The sequence below is a fragment of the Streptomyces sp. NPDC059740 genome, assembly GCF_042733155.1.
Taxonomy (GTDB): Bacteria; Actinomycetota; Actinomycetes; order Streptomycetales; family Streptomycetaceae; genus Streptomyces.
Map to the genome: position 1 here is coordinate 1 of NZ_JBHWGP010000041.1, position 20,811 is coordinate 20,811.

The window sequence follows — 20,811 nt, forward strand, 5'->3', positions numbered from 1 at the left end:
CCAGCGACGAGCATCGACCTCGGATATATCCCCACCCATGAACGGTCCAACGAGTGAACCCAACAACCGTCACGGTAAGCACCGTTGCAGTACTAAGGGGTCCTTGCCATATGCCCGCCCGGGCCGCGTGGTCTGGCACCGCACCTCGCGGCGTTGCCGAAAAGCCCTGGTAGCTCCGCTACGAGACCTCTCCGGCGCCTTGCGATGCACGGCACCAGACCACGCGACCTCATCGGACGCTCATATGGCAAGGACCCCTAAGGACGATCGGGGGAGCCGGCCCGGACGAGGACGGGCAGCGCGACCAGCCCGCGGACCAGGCGGGTCGGACGCCAGGCCAGTTGCTCCGGGGGCACCGCCAGCCGGAGCTCCGGGAAGCGGGTGAGGATTGCGCGCAGGGCGATCTCGGCCTCGGCGCGGGCCAGCGGGGCGCCGAGGCAGCGGTGGATGCCGTGGCCGAAGGCGAGGTGCCCGGCGGCGTTCCGCTCCAGGTCGAGTCGTCCGGGGCAGGGGGACCACCGGTCGGGATCATGGTCGGCGGCTTTGATGGCCACCTGGACCGGAGCACCGGCGGGAATTTCGGTGCCGCCGAGGGTGAAGGTCTCGGTGGCGTACCGGAAGGTGGCGGTGCTGACGGGAGAGCTGTGGCGGAGCAACTCCTCCAACGCGCCCGGCACCCGACCCGGATCGCGCCGCAATCCGGCCATTTCCGACGGCTGTTGGAGGAGCGCGAGGAGCGCGGAGCCGATGAAGTGGGTGGTGGTCTCGTGTCCGGCGACGAGGAGCAGGACGGCGAGGGAGACCAGTTCGTCCTCGCTGAGCCGGTCCTCACCGTCGCGGACCGACACGAGCCGGTCCAGGAGCGCGTCGCCCGGCCGGCTCCGCTTGTCGGCGATGAGGTCGGTCATGTACGCGGCCATCGCGTGGGAGGCGTCGTCGATCAGCTCGGGCCGGCCTGCTGCGAACAGCTCGGCGGACCAGCGTGCGACCTCGGGCCGGTCGGCCTCGGGCACTCCGAGCAGCCCGCAGATCACGGTGACGGGAAGGGGCAGGGCCAGGTCGGCCACCACGTCGACCTGGCCCTGCGCGGGCCACCGGTCCAGCAGCGTGTCGGTCACCTGACTGATGAACGGACGCATCGCGGTGACGGCGCCCGTGGTGAACGCCCTGGTCACCAGCGCGCGAAGGCGGGTGTGGTGCGGGGGGTCGCTGGCCAGCATGGTCCGCGTCACCGCCGGGTGCAGTCGGCGCCCTGAGTCCTTGCCGGCGAAGTAGGCAGCCGTGTCCTTCGACAGGCGGGGGTCGCCGAGCGCCTGCCTGGCCGCCGCGTAACCGGTGACGAGGTAGCCGGTCCGCCCGGACGAGCCGCTGCGGACGGCGCGTACCGGGCAGGCGGTGTCCCGGGCTTCGGCGGGCAGTTCGGGCGTCGGCTCCCGCTGAGTGTCGTCCTTCACGTGCTCGGTCTCCGTTCCGCTGGGACGTCCATCATCCGTGATGTGCCCGGCTGGTGGGTCAGGGCGCCGGGGCGAGGGATGCGGCGGGCCACCGGGCAGGGCACCGCAGCGGTGGCGGGGAGCGCGCCGTGTGCGGGTCGCCGCGGACCCAGGCGTGCGTCGCGGGGGGCGCGAGGGTCCCTTGGTACTTTCTCGCCAGGAGGGCGGACCGCGAGGCGGGGGGAAGCCCGCACCGGAGGGGGAGCTGGCACATGACGAACCGCTGGGTGGGGGTGACCGTCGACTGCGTCGACGTGGAACGGGTGGCGGACTTCTGGAGTGCGGTGCTGAACCGGTCCCGGGGGCCGTCCCGCCCGGGATGGGTCTACCTCGGCCACCCGGACGACCCGCAGCCGCGCCTGGTCTTCCAGCCGGTGGCCGAGCCACAGCACGGCAAGGTGCGCCTGCACCTCGACGTCCTGGTGGAGGACATCGACCAGGGCATGGCGCAGGTCGTCGCCCTCGGCGGCCGGCCCACCGGCGAGCGGCACGACTACGACGAGGGGGTCGTCATGGTGATGGCCGACCCCGAGGACCACGAGTTCTGCCTGGTCCAGTACTACTGACCCGGGCCCGCCCCGACCGGCGTTCTCGCGCCGCCCCCGGACGTCACCGCCGCCACGACGCGCGACGGTGGCCGCCCCGGCCGGCGGGACGGCCGGGGCGCACCCGGGCCCGTGCTGGTCAGGACCGGCAGAACCCGTACGCCGCGACCGCACCACCGGCGTTCTCGTCGTCGGTCCCGAGCAGGCCCTGGCGTGAGCCCGGTGCGCAGGCGAGAGCCTCGATCTTGTGCCCGGTGAAGGCGGCGAGCACCTGCGGGGCCGAGGTGACCGACAGGTGGACGGCGCCGTGCCGGCCGGTGGTGAGGTGCCCGGCCCGGTACAGCGCGGAGGTGAACGGACCGTCGTCGCCCGGGTCGGAGGCGGCGGAGACGGTCAGGGAACCGTCGGAGGAGACCGCGAGATCCGAGACGTGCCGGACGTCCTTCGTCGGGTAGGGCGCCCTGACCTCGCGGGAGACCGGACGGCCGAAGGATCCGGAGCCGAGGTCCAGGGTGGCGGCGTTCAGTGTGCCGGGGCGCTCGTCCTGGCCGCGGTCGGCCCACACCGCGACCAGTTCTCCGTCGTGCCCGCGGGTCAGCGCGAAGCCCTCGTAGTTGGCCTTCGTCGGGTGCGCGGGAAGCGCGAAGGTGCCCCGCAGGGAGACGGTGTTGCCGGCGAGTGAGAACCAGTAGGCGTGGCCGTCGCTGCTGAGTGCGACGTACTGTCCCCGGTGGCCGGGCACGGCGGAGACCGACTCCAGGTCCACCGGCTCGGTACCGGGCCAGGACAGCGGACGCACCGAGACCCTCGCGTCGTCACCCGTCCCCGTCCGGTGCAGGAGGGCGAGCCGGTTCTGGCCGGGCTCCTTGTTGTCCCGGACGAGGAGGGCGTCCACCGCGCCGTGCCGGAGCCTGACGACGGCCATGCCGCTGACACCCGAGGTGATGCCCTCACCCACCTGCTGCCAGTGGACGGCTGGCCGGGGCGGTGCGGGGGGTGCGGCGTCAGCGGGGGACACGGCGGCGCCGAGGAGAGCCGCGCCGGTGAGGCCGGTGAGACCGGTGAGAACCAAGCTTTTGAACATCGCTCGAATGTAGACCGGCTGGTCGACGCGTTGCCAGGGCCTCACGCATGGGTGATGGCATCAAATTCTGCGCGGCTTCGGAGATTTGTGACAGGAAGGCCATCACCGATCCGTTGGAGCAGAGTACGAAGCGAGGCGCGTGCTGCACCGGGGGATGCTCCGGTCGACGACGCCCCGGCCCGAGGACGCACCCCGTGACGTGTGCGCAGGACACCGTCTCCCGAACGCTCCCGCGTGAACCACCCGCACCGTGCGCAGTGGCAGCCCAAGGAGCCGGCGGCCGGTGCACAGGGGCCCGCCGCCCGTCCGTCGCGGAAGTCGTAGCATCGGGCGATGAGCACACCTGCGGGAACTGCCGCCATTTTCCGGCTGATCGCCGAGTACGCCGAACTGGTGGACACCGGGGACTTCGCCGGCGTCGGCGCGCTGTTCGCCGACGCGGTGTTCATCGGAAGCGGGGCGCCGGTAAGAGGCCGGGAAGTCGAGCAGATGCTGCGGGACACGGTGATCCTCCACGAGGACGGCACTCCGCGCACCCACCACGCCACGACCAACCTCCACGTCGACGTCGACGAGGAGGCGGGGACCGGCACCGCACGGTCCTACGTCACCGTGTTCCAGGCCCTCCCCGGCTTTCCGCTGCAACCCGTGGCCGCAGGGCGCTACCTCGACCGCTTCGCGTGCCGCGACGGCCGGTGGCGGTTCACCGAACGGCAGGTGCGCATCCACCTCGTGGGGGATGTCAGCCGCCACCTGCGTACCTGACGAGGAGCCCGCCCCGCGCGCCGGCCTCAGCCCGTGGTCACGTGGAGAGGCCGGTACCGGGTGTCGATCGGCAGGGTGCGCACCGCAGTGCGGCCGGCCTCGGTCGGTACTCCCGCAGGGCCGCCGGGTGCATCGGCGTGCCGGTGGCGGCAGTGCCGGGGACGTCCACCGCGAGGGCTGTCGCCGCCGAGCCGGTGCGGGGGCCGGTCAGCTGCCTCAGAGGTGGTCCGCGTCCACGACGGCCTGGGCGAAGTCCGTCGGCGCCTCCTGCGGCACGTTGTGGCCGACGCCGGGCAGGGTGCGGTGCTCGTAGGCGCCGACGAACCGGTCCCGGTAGGAGGAGCCGTCGCCCGGAGCGGTGAACGGGTCGCGCTCGGGGTCGAGGGTGAGGGTCGGTACCCGGATGGCGGGCCGGGCAGCGAGCAGCTTCTCGTACCGGTCGTAGTGGCGCTCACCGTCGGCGAGGCCCAGCCGCCAGCGGTAGTTGTGGACCACGATGTCGGCGTAGTCGGGGTTCTCGAAGGCCGTGGCCGTCCGCGCGAAGGTCGCGTCGTCGAAGTCCCAGGTGGGGGAGACGGTGTCCCAGACGAGCCGGCACAACTCGGGCCGCTTGGTGCTGTCCTGCATGGCGCGCCGGCCCCGCTCGGTGGCGAAGTAGTACTGGTACCACCAGGAGTACTCGGCCTGTGGTGACAGTGGCTCCTGTTGCGCAGCGACGTCGGTGATGAGGTAGCCGCTCACCGACACCAGTGCCTTGACGCGGTGCGGCCACAGGGCAGCGATGACGTCCGCGGTCCGCGTTCCCCAGTCGAAGCCGGCCAGTACGGCCGTCTCGATCCGGAGCGCGTCCATCAGGGCGACGATGTCCAGCGCGATGGCCGACTGCTGCGCGTTGCGGAACGTCCGGGAGGAAAGGAAGCGGGTCGTGCCGTGGCCGCGCAGGTAGGGGACGATCACGCGGTACCCCTCGGCGGCCAGCAGTGGGGCGACGTCGACGAAGCTGTGGATGTCGTAGGGCCAGCCGTGCAGGCAGAGGACCACCGGACCGTGAGCGGGGCCTGCTTCGGCGTAACCGACCTCCAGCAGGCCGGCCTTGACGCGCTTCAGTTCCCCCGGGGAGGTGTGGGTGCCGGGGGTGACGACCGCCGGCAGGGCCGGAGTCGTCGTGCCGTGGCCCGGGGTGCCGGCGGCGGCTGAGGAGACGTCGAGGCCGCCCAGCGAAGAGGCGGTGATGCCTGCGATGCCCACGGTCCTGGTGAAAGTGCGCCTGTCGATCATCGAAGCCTCCGGGAGGTTCTCGGTGTGCGGCTGCACGTGCGCGACGACGAAGACCCACCCAGGCGGTATTTCCCGGGAGTTGCTGGCCCATCGATCGTGCGGGGCCGGGGCGCGCAAGGTTGCGGTGTGTCTGCGCGGTGACTTTTCCACGCCGTGCGTCACCTGTCAAACAGGTGACGCACTCCGCCCGTTCGCGTCCGGTCGTTCTCGGCCGGGAGCTGCGGAAGCCGGTGCGGCGGGGGAGGGCCGGAAGCGGCCGAGGGGCGGGGCCTTGGCGGGCGGCGGAACGGGCGGCCCGGCGGTCGCTGGAGGACGGGCTCCGTCTCTCCTGCATGGCGCCGCCCGCTGCGGTGGGCGCCGGTGCGGAGCGCCGGGACCGTGAGGGGAGGTGCGAAGGGGCCGGGGGGAACGCCGTTGCAGGGCAGGGCTGTTCCTGCGGCCGTGGTGCGAGGCTGCGGACCGTTTCTGACGGCGAGGGGCGCGGGCCGGGGCGGCTGGCGGGGGGTGGATGTGGTCGTCAGCGGGCCGCTGCGGCCGGGGAGTTCTTCTTGCGGGCGCGGTAGGCCGCTGCCTTGATCTTGTTGCCGCAGGACTCCATGCCGCACCACTGCCGCCGCATGCCCCGGGAGCGGTCGATGTAGACCCGGGTGCACTCGGGATTGCCGCACTCCTTGAGCAGTGGCACGTCCGGGCCGCTCAGCAACTCGACCGCCGTGCGGGCCACGGTGGCCAGCGCCTCCTCGGGGGTCGCCTCGGTCCTCCGCCCCGCCGGTGTGAGCTGCGGGACCGCGGACGGCCTGCGCGCCGCGTCGTTCAGGTCCCTGAGGGCCGCCTCGGTGAACTCCTCGCCGAGGCGGCGGGCCGTGATCAGGTCGTACACCGCCTCCCGTGCGGCCACCGCGCGCTCCACGTCGGCAGGCCCTCCGGGGGTGACGGCATCGAACAGCCCGCACTCCAGGTACCAGGCGTCCAGTCGGTCCGGTGTCGTGAACATCTCGAAGCGCACCGTGCGACGCGCCCGGAGCGTGGCGGCGAAGTCGAGGGCCGGATTGCCGCACACGAAGACGTGATCGGTGTTCATTGTCACCATTCTGACGGGTGACTGGGGCAGGTGCAATCCTCGGCACCTGCCCCAGTCACCGGACGCCCGCCCCCCGTGGGGGGCACCGGCGCGCCGGACTCAGAAGAGGGCGAGCGGCTTGACGGGCACCCCGGTCAGTCCGTGTATCCGGGGCGGCGCAAGGGCGAGCAGGAAGGTGTGGCGGACCAACTCGACGCAAACGGAGGCGAGTTCGCCGACCTCCGCCACGTCGACCAGCGGCATCCCCAGCATGCCGAGGCCGGCCCGGTGCAGCGGCGAAGGGCAGGAGGGGGCCAACTCCGGGTGTGTACGGACCTCGGCGGCCGCCCTGGTCCGCACCTCCCCGGTGATCAGGTTGAGCGTGCCCAGCCGGTCCTCCGGGCCCCACCGGCCCCAGTTGCTCGGCAGGCCCTCGGCGTCGGCCCTGACGCCACCGACGTCCCCTCCCTCCGGGTCGGTCGCTGCGGGCAGCGGGGTGGGTGACTTCATCATGTGTCCGCCTGCCGTCCGACGGGGGTGGTCTGCCGTGTCCGGGCTGCCGCCGGGGCGCCTCAGCCGAGGGGGACGTCCACCGGACGGGAGGGGACGGCGTCCAGCGCGGCGAGCGTCGCGTCGTCGAGCGTGATCCCACCCGAGGCGATGTTCGCCTCCAGGTGCTCGAGGCCGGCGGTGCCCGGGATGAGGAGGACGTTGGGGGCGTGCCGGAGCAGCCAGGCCAGGCCCACCTGCGCGGGGGTGCAGCCGAGGGATTCGGCCGCGGCGCGGACCGCCGGTTCGTCGGTCGCCTTCGGGAAGCCGGGGAACGCGCTGCCGAGCGGGAAGTAGGGGACCCAGGCGATGCCCTCGGCGGCGCAGAGCGCGAGCATCTCCTCGTCGTCACGGGCCACCAGGCTGTAGGCGTTCTGGACGCAGACGATGCCCGCGGGGAGCGCCTGGCGCAGCGTGTCCGGGGTCACGCTGCTCAGCCCGATCGCGCCGATCTTGCCCTCGTCGCGCATCGCGGTCATCACCGCGAGCTGGTCGTCGAGGTCCACCACCTGGTCGCCTTCGGCGCGCAGTCCCGGTCCGGTGTCCATGCGCCGCAGGTTCACCACCGGGACCTGGTCCACGCCCAGGGACCGGAGGTTGTCCTCGACGCTCGCCCGCAGCTGCTCCGGGCGCTGCGCCGCGCGGAGCGGGTGGGGGCCGCCGGAGTCGGGGTCGGCGCCGACCTTGCTCACGACGAGGACGCCGTCCTCGGGGCGGAGTGCCTCGCGGATCAGGTCGTTGACGAGGCCGTCGCCGTAGAACTGGGCGGTGTCGACGTGGTCGACACCGAGCTCGACGGCGCGGCGCAGCAGCGCGACGGCGGTGCCGCGGTCCTCGCGCAGCCGCGGGAGCTGCATCGCTCCGTAGCCGATACGGGAGACGGTGTGGACGCCGAGACGGCCGGGGCCACCGGCGCGGGAGGCGCCGGTGGCGGTGGTGTCGAGGGCGGCGGTGGTGTGAGGAGAGGGAACGTCAGCGGACATCGCGGAACACCCGTCCTGTGAGAGGATGAGGAAAGCGGAGGGACCTCCGCTCTGACCTGACTGTAGCACTACCGGAGGAGCCTCCGTTTTGAGTTCCCCGAAACCGAAGCCCGCCGGCGCCCAGCCCGCCACGCCCGCTGCCGAACGCCCGCTGCGCAAGGACGCGCTGCGCAACCGCGAGAAGCTGGTCGCCGCGGCGCGGGCCGCGTTCGCCACGGCCGTCACCGTCCCGCTGGAGGACATCGCCCGCGAGGCCGGAGTCGGCATCGGTACGCTCTACCGTCACTTCCCCACCCGCGAGGCGCTGGTGGAGACCGTCTACGCCGCCGAGCTCGACGAGGTGACCTCGTGCTCCTCCGCACTGCTCGGCCAACTCCCTCCGGACGAGGCGCTGCGCGCGTGGATGGACCGTTACGCGCAGTTCAGCGCGGCGAAGCACGGGATGATCGACAGCCTCCGTGCCGGCTGGGCCTCGGGGCGGATCACGCCACCCACCCGCGAGCGCATCACCGCCGAGATCGGGGCGTACCTCGCCGCCGGGGCGGAGGCCGGTTCGCTCCGGTCGGACGTCGACCCCGAGGACGTCACCGCGATCCTGCTCGGGGTGTTCCTGTCCACGGCGAGCAGTGGCACCCCCGAGCAGACCGGGCGTCTCCTCGACCTGGTCGTCGACGCCCTGCGCCCGAAGGCGCAGCGGTAGTCCTCCCGCCGGCGGCCTCCGGTACGGAGGGGACCCGGCGGCCGGTGCGGTCCGCCGGTGCTGAGGGGAGAGGCCGCCCGGGCCCGTCGAGGGTGCCGGCTGAGTCCTGCCGCGTGTCGCGGCTGCTCCCAGGCGCGCTCGGCGAACCGGCTGTCAGGGGCGAACGGCTGGACGGCCCCCTACCACCACCCCGTACGGTGGCCCTGTGAACGAGTCGCACCCCCACGCCGGCAGCCCCGCGGACGCCCACGCGCACACCCCGTCGAGCCCCCACTTCGAGACCCCGCCCGTCGCCGTCCCCGAGGAGGCGGCCGTTCCCGCCTCGCCCGAGGTCAGGGCCTCGGAGCGGGCCGCGACCTCCCAGGGTCGCGGCAGGGCGGTCTCCGTGGCGCTGGTGGTGGGCGGCATCGTCTCGCTCCAGTTCGGGTCGGCGGTGGCGGCGACCCTCTTCGACCGGGCCGGTGCGGCCGGTGTCGTCACCCTGCGGCTGGTGGTCGCGTCGGTGGTGCTGCTGGTGGCCTGCCGCCCACGGTTCCGCGGGTACCGGCGGGTCGACTGGGCCACGGTGGTCGGTTTCGGCGTCGCACTCGGCGGCATGAACACGCTGTTCTACCAGGCCATCGACCGCATCCCGCTGGGCGCGGCGGTCACCCTGGAGTTCCTGGGCCCGCTGGCGCTGTCCGTGATCACCTCGCGCCGGCTGGTCAGCCTGGTCTGGGCGGCGCTCGCACTGGGCGGTGTGGTGCTGCTGGGGCGCGAGGGCTTCGACGGACTCAACCCGGTCGGCGCCGGTTTCGCGCTCGCCGCCGGCGCACTGTGGGCGGCCTACATCCTGCTCTCCGCGCGGACGGGCAGCCGCTTCCCGCAGGCCGACGGGCTGGCCTTCGCCATGACGGTCGCCGCGGTGCTCAGCCTGCCGCTGGGTGTCGCCACCGCCGGCTCCGCACTGCTGGACCCGGTGACCGTGGGGCTGGGCGCCGCCGTCGCGCTGATGTCCTCGGTGCTGCCCTACACCCTGGAGCTGCTGGCGCTGAAGAAGCTGCCCGCCGCGGGCTTCGCGATCATGATGAGCCTGGAGCCCGCTGCCGCGGCGACGGCCGGGTTCCTCGTACTGCACCAGGCGCTGGGCTGGGCGGAGGTGGTCGCCATCGCGCTGGTCGTCGCGGCCAGCGTGGGGGCGGTACGCAGCGCCGGGGCCAAGTGACCGCCCCTCCCGTCGCGCTCCCGGTGTTCCGCCGCCCGCAACGCCGGCCGGGGAACACCGGGAAGCCCCCTCACCTCACGAGCTGAAGACCTCCTGGGCAGGAAGAGCGGCATGGAGTTCTCCCACTGGCTGTCGGTCAGCATCTTCTTGTCGGACCCGTCGGCGTTCATGCTGAAGATCTGGCCGTAGGGCTGGAAGGTGTCGTCGTACAGGGCCGCCTCCTGCCGGAACCCGTACATCCCGCTGTTGTAGAGGATGCGTCCGTCCCTGTTCCACACGCGTGGCCGTCGTTCGCGCCACTGCTGGTCAGGGCACGCAGGCCGGTCCCGTCGGGCCGGATCGTGCAGACGTCGAAGTTGGTCGCACTCGTTTTGCGGGTGAACAGGATGAGTTCGCCGTCGGGCGACCAGTCGGGCAGGTTGTCGAACTCCTCGGTGAGTACCCGCATCGCCCCGGTCGTGAGGTCGAGGACGCGCGGCCCCTTGTCGTCCTGGCCCCACACGCGGTACACCAGCTCGTTGCCGTCGGCGGAGTAGCTGGGGAAGCCGGCGTTGGCGGTGTCGTCCGTGAGCGCCTCCCACTGCGAGCCGTCGCTGCGCACCCGCAGCACCGCGGCCTTGCTCACCGCGCGTTCCTGGAACCAGCCGCCCAGCCCGAACGCGATCCACTGGCCGTCCGGCGACCAGGAGGGGTGGAAGTGGCCGTCGGGGCTCTCGGGATCACCCGCGACGTCCTTTCCGCCGGTCAGGTTGGTGAGCTTCCTGGTGCGCAGGTCGAGCAGCCAGGTGTGGGCGCGGTGGTCCCCACGGGTGGAGACGAAGGCCAGTCGGGTCCCGTCCGGCGAAGGGGCGGCCGCGTCGTCCATCGCGGCGCCGGTCAGGCGGGGGCAGCGGGTCGCGGCGCGGGCCAGCATGGCGCGGACCTCCTGGATGACCTGGCCGCAGCGGTGGACCGGGCCGGCGCAGGGCAGCCGGGCGTCATAGGCGCTGCGGGCGTGTTCGAGGCGGAGCGCCAGACCGTACCGGTCCACGCGCACCGGGTGGATCCGCACCGCCCCGGACAGCAGCCGAGCCGGCAGAAGGGGGGCCAGCCGGGTGGCGATGTCGGTGCGCGCGGCGCCGAGGTGCGAGAGCAGGTCCGCCTCGTGGACGGCCAGCGGGTCGGGGCGCGCGGCGGAGAGCTCGTCGAGCCCCACGGCACGGGTGAGGCCGTCCCCGGTCAGCGCGGCCCGGGTGCAACTGGTGAAGCTGCCCCGGGAGGCCGTCTCCGTGAGGTACCCCGCCAGGGTGAGGCGGGCCCGGACCCGGTCGCGGACCGGGGTGGGGGCAACGTCGGTGAACTCCAGGACGGTGGCGAGGTCTCCGCGCGCGGGGCCTCGGCGAACTCCGGGCGGTGCGCGTCCGGCAGGCCGGTGAGGGTCAGCCGGCCCGCGTGGTCGACGGTGTGCGCGTCGTGGACGGTGGTGCGCGACCCAGCCGTGGTGAGGGTGAGGGAGCCGGCGACCACCAGGATGGAGCGGGCGCGTTCGGCGGGGGTGGGCTCCGAGCGAGGAGTGTCCGTCACTGTCTCTTCCTGTCCGGGTGGGTGGTGGGGGCGGGTGTGGTCCCGGCGCTAGACATGACGGCTGACACGTCACCGAGGCGTCGGAGCGCACACCCTGCCACACGGTTACTTAGGTAAGGCGAACCTTACTAGCCGTGGAAGGGGGTGTGTCCGGGTGGCCGGGGAGCGAGGGGCGCGGGGGCCGGGCGGCGGCGTCCTGCCTCCCGGGTGGACCGTGCGGCGGCATAGGATCCCGCTGTGACGAGTACCCTCGCCGGCTTCGCGCTCTTCGCCCTCCTGGTGACGATGGCCCCCGGCCCGGACACCCTCCTCGTGGTCCGCAACTGCACGCGGGGCGGCCGTCTCCCGGGTGTCGCGACCGCCCTCGGGGCGGCGGCGGGCTCCCTCGCCTGGGCGGCCGCAGCCGCGATCGGCCTGGCAGCGGTCCTGCAGCGGTGGGACGCGGCCTACACCGCGGTACGTCTGGCCGGCGCCGTCTACCTGGTCGTCCTCGGGGTGCAGAGCCTGTGGGCGTACCGCGGCGGCTCCGCGGGCGGTCCGCCGTCGCCCGCGCAGCCGTCCGAGGCGGCCCTGCCCGGCGGGCCGGCCTTCCGCCAGGGCCTGTTGAGCTGCCTGCTCAACCCGAAGGTGGGCACCTTCTTCGTGGCCGTCGTCCCCCAGTTCCTGCCGCACGACCACTCCACGCTCCCGGTGATCCTGGCCTTCGGCGCGATCGACGCTGTGATCGCCGCCGGGTGGCTGACGCTCGTCACGGTGTTCGCGAGCCGCATGATGACCTGGCTGCGCCGGCCGCGGGTCAACCGGGCGTTGGAGTGGGCCTCCGCCGGGGTGCTGGTCGCCCTCGGCCTCGGCTCGGCCGTCGAGACCGTCTGAGGACGGGGTCCCACCGCCGGCGGCGTACTCCGCCCCGCCCCGCCGCAGCCGCGCCGGTGCCGCGATGCGGCACCGCGAGGCCGCGCCCGGGCCGGGGCTGCGGAAGGCCCCGGCCCGCGCGCGTTCCTCAGGGGGCGGACAACTCGCCGCGGACGGAGGGGGCCGCCGCGACCAGGTTGGCCAGGGAGGCTCACGTCTCGGGCCGGCCACGGGTCTTCAGGCCGCGGTCGGGGTTGACCCGGAGCCGCTCCGCCGGGATGGCCTCGAGCCCGGCACGGAGCAGGGTGGCGGCCTCCTCGGTGCCCGGTACCCGCGGGGAGTGGATGTCGTACACGTTCGGGCTCGCCGTGCACCAGGACGTCCAGACCGGCCTCCTCCTGGAAGGAGAGCACCTCCTGGACCGCCGCCTTGATGCGGTCCTCGTAGCCGGTGGTGCTGATCCGTCCGGCGCGCAGGTCGGCGCGGGCACTGCGCAGGTCACCGGTCTGCGGGAGGGAACCGATGGTGGTGGTCGGCAGCAACGGCAGGGCGAGGCGGCACGTTGGGCGACGGTCCGCTCGGTGTAGGGCTGGGGCCGGCGGGTGTCGGCCTCGGTCACGGCCGCGGCGCGGGCGCGGACGGCCGGGTCGTTGGCCAGGGCGGAGTGTGCCCGTGAGGCGAGATCGGCGCGGTTGGCGGCCAGTTCGGCGGCGATGGCCCCGGCGCCGCGGGTCAGGCCCCTGGCGAGGGTGACGACCTCCGCGGTCTTCTGACGGGTGAAGGCGAGCCGGCGCAGGATCTGCGGCTCGACGTCGCGTTCGGCGGCGGCGTCGAGCGGGACGTGCAGCAGGGAGCAGGAGGCGCTGACGTCGACGTGCTCGACCGCCGCCAACGACGCGGTGGTGGCTGCCGGACAGGATGCAGGCGTCCTGGCCGGACGGCTCCTGAACGGGCGTGGCGGCGGCTCGCGCACCCTCGCGCAGGGCGGTGGCCTGCCGGCCGGCGAACTCCGGGCGAAGCTGGGGGGTGTTCGCGACACTGGTGGCCGACTGGACCGGGTGGGGCTGCGGGAGGAAGAGCCGTGCGAATCCGGTGCGGACCGGGCCGGCCCCGGCTGAATCTGCTCGTCGGGGCCTGCCGGGTGCGTCCCGTGCGGCACACTCTTCCTACCCGGCGTGTTCCGTGCGCCGGCAGACCTCGGGGGAGGGGAGCGGTGCACCGGTTGACCGCAGCGTCACTCGCGTTCTACAACGCCCTGGCGCAGGCCGTGGTCCTCTTCTCCTTCCACTCCCTCTGCCCCCGCCTCCTGGACGCGACGCGCTGCCTGCGGGTGACCCCCGGGTCGGACGAATTCGTGCCCGGCGGCTTCCTCGCGACCGGGGCCCCGGACCCTGCCGGGTACCTTCCCCAGGCCGTCTTCGTGGCCGCGAGCAGCGTGCTGTTCTACCTCGTGCTGCGCTCCGTCCCCGGTGGACGGCCGGGTGTGCGGGCGCTGGTCATGCTGTGGGGGACGGTCCTGCTGGCGAGCGGCCTGGCGGAACTGGTGGCGCGGGCCCTCGACGTCGACCCGTCACCGAGCGAGGTGGGATGGCCGCGGCGGTACCTGCAGTACGCGCTCAACCGGGCGCTGCCCGCTCCGGTCGGGTACGCCCTGTGGTGCGGCTGGGAGGTCTCGGTGGGCCTGTGGGTGTGCCTGTGGAGCGCCCGGCGGTGGAAGCCGTTCCGGGTGCTGCTGCCGCAGACCGAGGAGCGCGGAGCCGAGGCCGCAGGACTCGCCCGGTCCGGCCGCCGGAACGTCACGGCCGCCGGGCTGCTCCCCGTGCTGCTGCTGTCGATCGCCGGCGGGCTGGTGATGAGGCACACCCTGGTGCGCACCCTCGGGAGGCAGGTCACCTTCGCCCCGGAGCTCTGGCAGCCCTACCAGCCGCCGGACCTGGTCGAGGTGTGGAAGGGCGTCCTCCACCCGGCACTGCGGCTGCGTCCGCTGCCGACGGAGGAGACCGGTGGGTGGCTCCTCACTCTCGCCTCCTGTCTGCTCTTCCTCCTGCTCCTGGCGGTGCTGCTCCACCGGGTGGCGGCAAGAGCGCAGGACGCGTCACATCTCCCCGTGCTGCTGGAGTGCTGGTCGGCGACGGCCGTCGCCGCCGCACTGGCCGCTGCGGCGAAGGGGATCGGCCTCGCGTGGGTCGCCGGCCAGGACTACCAGGCCGCGCGAGACACCCTGGGCGAACAGCTCGCGGGTGCCGTACGTTTCGGGACCGTCTGGGGGTGGGCGGTGGGGCTGGCCGTGCTGTGGGCGCTGAGGGCGGCCCGGCGCGGCGTGGTGCGGGAAGAGTTCGCGGAACCGGAGGGGGAGTCGGCGCATGCCGGACAGGCGACCTAGGAGACGGGGCGCAGGAGCGCTCGCCCGCAGCAGCCTGCGCAGGGGAGCGCGTCCGCCGCGCACCGCACCACCGGTCCCCGGTGGGCGCCTGCGCCACCTCAGGAGCCCGGTGACCTGGCTGGCCACCATCGTCCTGGGCGTCGCGACCGTCACCTTCCAGGACGCCCTGACGACGGCGGTGAAGGCGGTTCTCCCGCTCGACGGGCTCCACGACAGCCTCTCGCCGCAGGACGCCCTCCAGACGGTGGAGGTGCGCGACGTCAAGGACAACGGCCGGTACCTGTACCGGGGCAGGGACGGCGCGGGTTTCCTCAAGGGGCTGAACGCCGCCTCGCTGGTGGACCGTACCGACCTGATGGACGTGGGGGACGCCGCGTGGCTGGTCACCCTGCGCGGCAACGCCACCCAGCAGGTACGCGTCACCGACATCGTCCCCGTCGTCGAGGGGGGAGGCTGTGACGCGCCCACGGGCGGCAGCCTCGTCTACTCCCCCTCCCAGGGCGGGGAGGACGTCCTCGCGCTGGACGCGGCGATCGACGCGCCGGTCCCGCGGCTGCACGAGGACGGCGCCAAAGGTCCCTTCTTCACCGGCCCCAAGGCGCGGGAGTTCACCTTCGACCAAGGCGAGAGCTGGTCCTTCCTGTTGCGGGCGAGCGCGACGACGGGCCACTGCCGCTGGCACTACCGCATCCACTACCAGGTGGGGGGCCGTACCGCGGAGGAGAACCTGACCGCCCCGCACGGCAGACCCTTCGAGCTCACCGCGGAACTGCCGGACCCGGGTGACTACCGGGTCGTCTACCTGCCCCGCTTCATCTGCCCGAACTCCGCGGAGCTGGGCAGCCGCGGGTGGACGACGGCGGACGGCCGCTGGTACGCGCGAGGGCCGGCGAAGAACAAGGCACCGGACTGCCCACGGAACTGACCGGGCGCCGGCTCCCGGCCACCGGCCCCCCGCCTCCCGGGGGCCGGGCAGTGCCGCCCCCTTGGCCATACCGACTGGTCGGTCTACGCTGGTCCCCGCGTGACCGGCCGGCCTCGGTGAGCCGGTGAGGGCGGTCCGCGGACCCCCGGGACCCCAGGAGGAGCCGGCGTGACCGAACTCCACGAACTGACCGCACTCGAACAGGCCGAGGCGGTGCGGCGCGGGGAGACCGACCCCGTGGAGATCGTCCGGCACCACCTGGAGCGCGCCGGACGTCTGGGCCCGCGCTACGGAGCCTTCGTGACCGTCACGGCGGAGCGGGCCCTGCGGCAGGCAGCCGATGCCCGCCGCCGCCTCGCCACCGGAACGCCGGCCTCACCGCTCCTCGGGTCCGTCACCGCCATCAAGGACCTCACCCCGACCGCGGACGCACCCACCTCCTTCGGCTCCCGCGTCTTCGCGCACCACCTGCCCGCCGAGGACGCCCACACCGTCACCCTGCTGCGTCGAGCCGGAACCGTCAGCATAGGCAAGACCAACACCCCGGAGTTCGGGCTCTGTTGCTACACCGACAACGACCTGGTCGGCCCTGCCCGCAACCCCTGGAACCCGGAGCTGACCGCCGGGGGCTCCAGCGGTGGCGCGGCCGTCGCGGTCGCCCTGGGACTCGTGGCCTTCGCCCACGCCAGCGACGGCGGAGGCTCCATCCGCATCCCCGCGAGCGCCTGCGGCCTCTTCGGCATCAAGCCCTCCCGCGGACGGGTCAGCGGCGGCCCGACCGCCCACGACATCACCGGCCTGGCCGTGCAGGGGCCCCTCGCCCGGACCGTACGGGATGCCGCAGCCGCTCTCGACGTGCTCGCCCGACCGATGCCCGGCGAGCTCCCCTGCGTCCCGCCGCTCCCGCCGGGCGAGACCTACCTGGCAAGCACCGCGCGCACCCCCGGCCGCCTTCGAGTGGCCCGCTACGCGCGTCCCGCCGCCGGCACGGAGGTCGCCCCCGAGTGCCTTGCGGCGTGGGAGCACGCCGGCGAAGTGCTGCTCGGGCTCGGTCACGAGGTGGAGGACGTACCCTGCCCGTTCGGGCCCGAGGTCACCGACCTCTTCACCACCGTCTGGGGGGTGAAGTCCCTCAGCCACGCGGTGGCCCCGGCCGACGAGGAGAAGCTCCGGCCGGTCACCCGGGCCTGGCGCGAGCACGGCCGGACCATCACCGCCGAGCAGTTCGCTGCCGCCCTCGCCGGGATGGAGCGAGCAGCCCGGCAGGCGGTGCAGGCGACCGCCGCTTACGACGCCGTGCTCGTCCCGACCCTCGCCACCCTGCCCCGACCACTGCACCACTTCGACGAGTCGGGGGACCCCCTGACCAACCTCCACCGCCAGAGCGCCTTTTCGGCCTTCACCAGCGTCTCCAACATGACCGGCCAGCCGGCGGTCAACCTCCCCCTGTACTGGGACGAAAGCGGCCTCCCGGTAGGAGTGAGCCTGGTCGGACGCCCCGCGGACGAGGCCACCCTGCTCGCGCTGAGCGCGCAGTTGGAGGCCGCCTGCCCCTGGCGGGACCGCCACCCCGCCGACTGGTGACGTCGGGCTCCACCACTCGCGCCCACGCCCCGAAGCAGCCGGCGCACCGGTTCGGGCGCGTCTTCAGGCAGCCGGGTCGGTGGGGCCGAAGAGGACGTGCGCCGAGGCCGCGAGGGTGTGGGGGCTTCGCGCGCGGGAACGCGTCTGCCGAGCCCGGGCTTGCCCGTCCGCGCGGACGGGAGGCCGGGTACGGATCGCCGTACACAGCGAGGAGGAAGTCGATGACCACGGCCCGAGAGATCATGAGCGGCGGCGCGGAATGCGTCGGCGCACACGACTCCGCGCTGGAGGCCGCCCGCAAACTGAAGGAACTCGGCGTCGGCGCGCTGCCGATCTGCGGGGAGAACAACCGCCTCACGGGAGTGATCACCGACCGCGACATCGTGGTCAAGGTCCTCGGTACGGGGCTGAACCCCGCTGAGGTGGAGGCCGGTTCGCTGGCCCAGGGCGAGGCGGTGACCATCGGCGCCGACGACGACGTGGACGAGGTCTTCGCCACCATGACCTCCCACAAGGTCCGCCGGCTGCCGGTCATCGACGGCAAACAGCTCGTCGGCATGGTGGCCCTTGCCGACGCGGCCCGTGCCCTGAAGTCACCGGACGCCGGAAAACTCGTCGAGGCCCTCTCCACGGACTGACGGCCGCGGACGCCCGGGCGAGCCGAACCCGACTCGTCCGGCCGCTGCCCGCGAACCGCGCTCCGGGGGAGACAGTCACCGCCCGCCGGCGCCCGAGGCGCCTCGGGGGACGTTTTCGGCGGCGGCGCTCTCCGGCCGGTACCACACACAAGCAGACGGTCCCTCGACTGAAGTCGAGGGACCGTCTGTGTGAGTAGCGGGGACAGGATTTGAACCTGCGACCTCTGGGTTATGAGCCCAGCGAGCTACCGAGCTGCTCCACCCCGCGTCGGTTCCGCCACTGTACATGCCGTTGACCCCGCAAAGCGACTTCTGCCGCCGTTCCTGCCGACATGCCTGCCGGACGGCGTGGCAACGGGCGTGCGGCCGTTCGGAGCCGTCTACGAGCCGGGTGCCGACAACGCCGACACTTCCGCCCGCCCCTGCCGGGGCGGGAGCCGGGGCCCGACCTCGGGACACCGGGCCCGGCTGCGAGAATGGGCCCATGAGCACGGAGCAGCGCCGGGTCCTCGTCATCGGCATCGGAGCCGGTGACCCGGACCACCTGACCCTCGGGGCGGTGAAGGCCCTGCGCCGGGCCGACGTCTTCTTCGTCGTGGGCAAGGGGCCGGACAAGGCCTCACTGACGGACCTGCGGCACCGCATGATCGAGGACCACGCGCAGGCCCCGTACCGCGTCGTGGAGGTCGAGGACCCGAGCCGCGACCGCCGGCCGATGGACCGCTCGGACTACACCTCCGCCGTCCAGGACTGGCGCGCCCGTCGCGGGGACGTCTTCGAGCGGCTGCTGCGGGAGGAGATGACGGACGGCGAGACCGGTGCCTTCCTGGTGTGGGGGGACCCGTCGCTCTACGACAGCACCCTCGGCATCCTCGCCGACATCGAGGACCGCGGCACCGTCTCCACCGCCGTCGAGGTCGTCCCGGGCATCAGCAGTGTCTCCTCCCTCGCCGCCCGGCACCGCATCCCGCTCAACCAGGTCAGCCGGCCGGTGCACATCACACCGGCCCGCCGGGTCGGCGAGGTGGGGCGGAACGACGACGGGGACATCGTCGTCATGCTCGACGCGCACGAGTCCTTCAGCCACTTCGAGGGCGAGGACGTCTGGATCTACTGGGGCGCCTACCTCGGCACCCCGGACGAGCTGCTGGTCGCCGGCCCCCTGGGCGAGGTCGCCGACCGCATCCGGCAGCTCCGGGCCGAGGCCCGCGCCCGGCACGGCTGGATCATGGACACCTACCTGCTGCGGAGGGGCGAGCAGCCGGCGACCGGACCGAACGTCTGAGGGCCTCGCCTGGCCCTGGCAGGCCCGAGGTGTGCACGGTCCCTCGCCGCTCGCCGCTCGCCGCTCGCCGCTCGCCGCTCGCCGGCCCGGACGGAGCGACCCCGCGGTCCGGCGCCCTGAGCGACATCGCCGGCACCGCTGGCGCGCCTCCCGACCCTGGCGTCGGGTACCTGCCAGACGTCGTTTCACTTGGTGAGTCGGCGGTAGTTGATGAGGCTGGTGGCTATGGCGGTGAGGCGAGGAAGTGCTCAGGCCTGCGCTCGTGGCTTCGGTGCAACCGCCGGCAGCCGGAGAGTCAGGAATCGTCCGGGCGATGTCGCGCACTCCCGGGCGATGTCATCCGCTTCTGAGGGTTTCGGCACGTCGCCGGTGTGGGCCGGTTTGCAGACCGTCGAGAAGAACGGCCAGTACGGAGCGGTGACCGCGGGTGAGACCAGGTTCAAGCCCCAGCACGCATCCCTGTGTCGCTGGGGCGCCGGTCAGCCGCAGTACGTCCTGCCAGGCCAGATCCCGGCGGAGACGTCCCTGGTCCTGGGCGCGTTCGATGACCCTCCGGGCGAGGCCGAGGAGTTCGTGGCGCTGCTCGGCGACAGCGGGCCCGCCATACTGGTCCAGGGAGCCGGACAGCCCTGCGTTCTGCGTGGTGCGCAGGGCCAGGTCCGTGAACAGCAACGAGAACCCCTCCCAGGTGTCATCGCAGTCCAGAGCCCGGCGTGCGGTGTCGATCAGTTCGGCGAGGATGTCGCTCAATACCGCCGCCATGAGTTGGTCCCGTTCGGGATAACGCCGGTAGACGGTGCCCACGCCGACGCCGGCCTCCCGCGCGATCTCGTGATAACTCACGTCCAGCCCGGCAGAGGCGACGGCGCGACGCGCCGCCGCGAGGACCCGCTCGGCATTGCGCTGGGCGTCGGCGCGCACGGGCTTCGCCGTGCCCTGCGTCGCCGCAGGCCGCTCCGATTTCATCAGTTCACCCTAGCCATAAGTGGACAACCTCTGTCCGCCTACTCTAGCCTACAGAAACGGACAGCAATGGTCCGTTTGCTTGACTGGGAAGGTGCAACGCATGGGATCCCGCGTGTGGCTGGTCACCGGCGTGTCCGGCGCGTCCGGCGGGTTGGGCCAGGCCCTGCTCAGTGGGGTTCTGAATGCAGGTGAGCGAGTGATCGCTATCACGCGTGACGGCAAGCCGCTGCAACCGCTGACCGCCGCTTTTCCCGGGCGTCTGCGCACCGTGGGCGTGGACATCACCGACGCCGGTACGCTGCGTCCGGTACTGGATGACGCGATCACCGGGTTCGGCCGCCTCGACATCGTCGTCAACGACGCCGGCTACGCGCAGGCGGGCCCCTTCGAGGAACTGGACGACACGGAGTTACGCGCCCAGTTCGACGTGAACTTCTTCGCCGCCGCCAATGCCCTGCGTGCCGCTCTGCCCCACCTGCGCGTGGCGAAAGCGGGCCGTGTGCTGCAGATCAGCTCGCTGGCAGGGCAGATCGGTGCCCCGGGATGAGTGCCTACACGGCCGGCAAGCACGCCCTCGAAGGTCTGAGCGTCTCACTGGCCGCCGAACTCCCCCCGCTGGGCATCCGGACGACGATCGTGGTGCCCGGAGCGATCCGCACCGGCTTCCGCGCCAACTGGGCGAGCCGGCTTTCCCGTAGCGCTGCCCTCCCCGAGAACCTCCCCGTGCACGGAGCGCTGGCGCGCTCCGCCGGCGCCGTGGGCCGCCAGGCCGGCGACTCCGCCCGTGTGGCCGAGGCCCTCGTCATCCTCGCCGATATGCCGAGCCCACCGCTGCGCCTTCCTCTCGGCAGCGACGCCCTCGCCGGCATCGAGAACGCCCGCAGCGACCAACTCGAAGAGCTAGGCCGCTTCGCGACCCTGAGTGCTTCCTCCGACCACGCAAAGGCGATCTGA

General features: G+C 73.0%; 19 protein-coding genes, 1 tRNA gene and 3 pseudogenes. 11 read left to right on the forward strand and 12 right to left on the reverse strand.

Features of this window, described 5'->3' with window-relative positions; genetic code table 11:
* Positions 1-257: 257 nt before the first annotated feature.
* Positions 258-1,454, reverse strand: a complete 1,197-nt coding sequence (locus tag ACFV3R_RS29955) for a cytochrome P450 (RefSeq protein WP_385589676.1) — start codon at positions 1,452-1,454, stop codon at positions 258-260.
* A gap of 251 nt (positions 1,455-1,705) precedes the next feature.
* Here ACFV3R_RS29955 and ACFV3R_RS29960 point away from each other — a divergent pair, with 251 nt between their 5' ends.
* Positions 1,706-2,059 carry a VOC family protein gene (locus ACFV3R_RS29960; RefSeq protein WP_385589678.1) on the forward strand — a complete coding sequence of 118 codons (354 nt, stop codon included), beginning with the start codon at positions 1,706-1,708 and terminating at the stop codon, positions 2,057-2,059.
* A 118-nt stretch (positions 2,060-2,177) separates the two neighbouring features.
* On the opposite strand, the gene ACFV3R_RS29965 is transcribed toward ACFV3R_RS29960, so the two are convergent.
* Positions 2,178-3,122 carry a hypothetical protein gene (locus ACFV3R_RS29965; RefSeq protein ID WP_385589680.1) on the reverse strand — a complete coding sequence of 315 codons (945 nt, stop codon included), beginning with the start codon at positions 3,120-3,122 and terminating at the stop codon, positions 2,178-2,180.
* Between the two features lie 333 nt (positions 3,123-3,455).
* Here ACFV3R_RS29965 and ACFV3R_RS29970 point away from each other — a divergent pair, with 333 nt between their 5' ends.
* Positions 3,456-3,887, forward strand: a complete 432-nt coding sequence (locus ACFV3R_RS29970; protein WP_385589682.1) for a nuclear transport factor 2 family protein — start codon at positions 3,456-3,458, stop codon at positions 3,885-3,887.
* Between the two features lie 216 nt (positions 3,888-4,103).
* On the opposite strand, the gene ACFV3R_RS29975 is transcribed toward ACFV3R_RS29970, so the two are convergent.
* The 4 genes from ACFV3R_RS29975 to ACFV3R_RS29990 all read right to left on the reverse strand — a co-directional run bounded on the left by ACFV3R_RS29975 (position 4,104) and on the right by ACFV3R_RS29990 (position 7,757).
* The gene (locus tag ACFV3R_RS29975; RefSeq protein ID WP_385589684.1) at positions 4,104-5,165 is read right to left on the reverse strand and encodes an alpha/beta fold hydrolase; all 1,062 of its coding nucleotides are present in this window, start codon (positions 5,163-5,165) and stop codon (positions 4,104-4,106) included.
* Between the two features lie 517 nt (positions 5,166-5,682).
* Positions 5,683-6,246 (reverse strand): CGNR zinc finger domain-containing protein, encoded by a 564-nt coding sequence (locus tag ACFV3R_RS29980; RefSeq protein WP_385589686.1) that lies wholly within the window; start codon positions 6,244-6,246, stop codon positions 5,683-5,685.
* Positions 6,247-6,345: 99 nt separating this feature from the next.
* Positions 6,346-6,738, reverse strand: coding sequence for a hypothetical protein (locus ACFV3R_RS29985; RefSeq protein ID WP_385589688.1), 393 nt, complete (start codon positions 6,736-6,738; stop codon positions 6,346-6,348).
* A gap of 59 nt (positions 6,739-6,797) precedes the next feature.
* Positions 6,798-7,757, reverse strand: coding sequence for an aldo/keto reductase (locus ACFV3R_RS29990; RefSeq protein ID WP_385589690.1), 960 nt, complete (start codon positions 7,755-7,757; stop codon positions 6,798-6,800).
* Positions 7,758-7,845: 88 nt separating this feature from the next.
* Here ACFV3R_RS29990 and ACFV3R_RS29995 point away from each other — a divergent pair, with 88 nt between their 5' ends.
* Both ACFV3R_RS29995 and ACFV3R_RS30000 read left to right on the forward strand, forming a co-directional pair.
* Positions 7,846-8,457 (forward strand): TetR/AcrR family transcriptional regulator, encoded by a 612-nt coding sequence (locus tag ACFV3R_RS29995; protein ID WP_385589692.1) that lies wholly within the window; start codon positions 7,846-7,848, stop codon positions 8,455-8,457.
* 205 nt (positions 8,458-8,662) lie between these two features.
* Positions 8,663-9,661, forward strand: a complete 999-nt coding sequence (locus ACFV3R_RS30000; protein ID WP_385589694.1) for a DMT family transporter — start codon at positions 8,663-8,665, stop codon at positions 9,659-9,661.
* A gap of 166 nt (positions 9,662-9,827) precedes the next feature.
* On the opposite strand, the gene ACFV3R_RS30005 is transcribed toward ACFV3R_RS30000, so the two are convergent.
* A complete protein-coding gene (locus tag ACFV3R_RS30005) occupies positions 9,828-10,856 on the reverse strand; it encodes a TolB family protein (protein ID WP_385589696.1) in 1,029 nt (342 codons plus the stop codon).
* A 605-nt stretch (positions 10,857-11,461) separates the two neighbouring features.
* Here ACFV3R_RS30005 and ACFV3R_RS30010 point away from each other — a divergent pair.
* Positions 11,462-12,097: a LysE family translocator gene (locus ACFV3R_RS30010; RefSeq protein WP_385589698.1), complete on the forward strand. Its 636-nt coding sequence runs from the start codon at positions 11,462-11,464 to the stop codon at positions 12,095-12,097.
* A 190-nt stretch (positions 12,098-12,287) separates the two neighbouring features.
* Here the strand turns inward: ACFV3R_RS30010 and ACFV3R_RS30015 are convergent, their stop codons facing one another.
* On the reverse strand, positions 12,288-12,431 hold the full coding sequence (locus tag ACFV3R_RS30015; protein ID WP_385589700.1) for a hypothetical protein: 144 nt from the start codon (positions 12,429-12,431) through the stop codon (positions 12,288-12,290).
* A pseudogene (locus ACFV3R_RS30020) lies at positions 12,430-12,968 on the reverse strand (5-methyltetrahydropteroyltriglutamate--homocysteine S-methyltransferase); the annotation flags it as partial. The gene ACFV3R_RS30015 and the pseudogene ACFV3R_RS30020, both read right to left, overlap by 2 nt.
* 330 nt (positions 12,969-13,298) lie before the next feature.
* On the opposite strand from ACFV3R_RS30020, the gene ACFV3R_RS30025 reads away from it, so the two are divergent.
* The 4 genes from ACFV3R_RS30025 (at position 13,299) to ACFV3R_RS30040 (ending at position 17,606) form a co-directional block, all read left to right on the forward strand.
* Positions 13,299-14,459, forward strand: a complete 1,161-nt coding sequence (locus ACFV3R_RS30025) for a hypothetical protein (protein ID WP_385589702.1) — start codon at positions 13,299-13,301, stop codon at positions 14,457-14,459.
* 109 nt (positions 14,460-14,568) lie between these two features.
* Positions 14,569-15,384, forward strand: a complete 816-nt coding sequence (locus ACFV3R_RS30030) for a hypothetical protein (RefSeq protein WP_385589704.1) — start codon at positions 14,569-14,571, stop codon at positions 15,382-15,384.
* A gap of 168 nt (positions 15,385-15,552) precedes the next feature.
* Positions 15,553-16,968, forward strand: a complete 1,416-nt coding sequence (locus ACFV3R_RS30035; protein WP_385589706.1) for an amidase — start codon at positions 15,553-15,555, stop codon at positions 16,966-16,968.
* A 221-nt stretch (positions 16,969-17,189) separates the two neighbouring features.
* Complete coding sequence (locus ACFV3R_RS30040; protein WP_385589708.1) at positions 17,190-17,606, forward strand: CBS domain-containing protein; 417 nt, start codon at positions 17,190-17,192, stop codon at positions 17,604-17,606.
* A gap of 194 nt (positions 17,607-17,800) precedes the next feature.
* Here ACFV3R_RS30040 and ACFV3R_RS30045 read toward each other — a convergent pair.
* A tRNA-Met gene (locus tag ACFV3R_RS30045) sits at positions 17,801-17,874 on the reverse strand.
* A 216-nt stretch (positions 17,875-18,090) separates the two neighbouring features.
* Between ACFV3R_RS30045 and cobF the strand changes: the two genes are divergently transcribed.
* Positions 18,091-18,891 carry a precorrin-6A synthase (deacetylating) gene (gene cobF / locus ACFV3R_RS30050; RefSeq protein WP_385589710.1) on the forward strand — a complete coding sequence of 267 codons (801 nt, stop codon included), beginning with the start codon at positions 18,091-18,093 and terminating at the stop codon, positions 18,889-18,891.
* A gap of 185 nt (positions 18,892-19,076) precedes the next feature.
* On the opposite strand, the pseudogene ACFV3R_RS30055 reads toward cobF, so the two are convergent.
* Both ACFV3R_RS30055 and ACFV3R_RS30060 read right to left on the reverse strand, forming a co-directional pair.
* Positions 19,077-19,186 (reverse strand): annotated as a pseudogene (locus tag ACFV3R_RS30055) (IS5/IS1182 family transposase); the annotation flags it as partial.
* Positions 19,187-19,227: 41 nt separating this feature from the next.
* Positions 19,228-19,857: a TetR/AcrR family transcriptional regulator gene (locus tag ACFV3R_RS30060; RefSeq protein WP_385589712.1), complete on the reverse strand. Its 630-nt coding sequence runs from the start codon at positions 19,855-19,857 to the stop codon at positions 19,228-19,230.
* A gap of 100 nt (positions 19,858-19,957) precedes the next feature.
* Here ACFV3R_RS30060 and ACFV3R_RS30065 point away from each other — a divergent pair.
* Positions 19,958-20,811 (forward strand): annotated as a pseudogene (locus ACFV3R_RS30065) (SDR family oxidoreductase).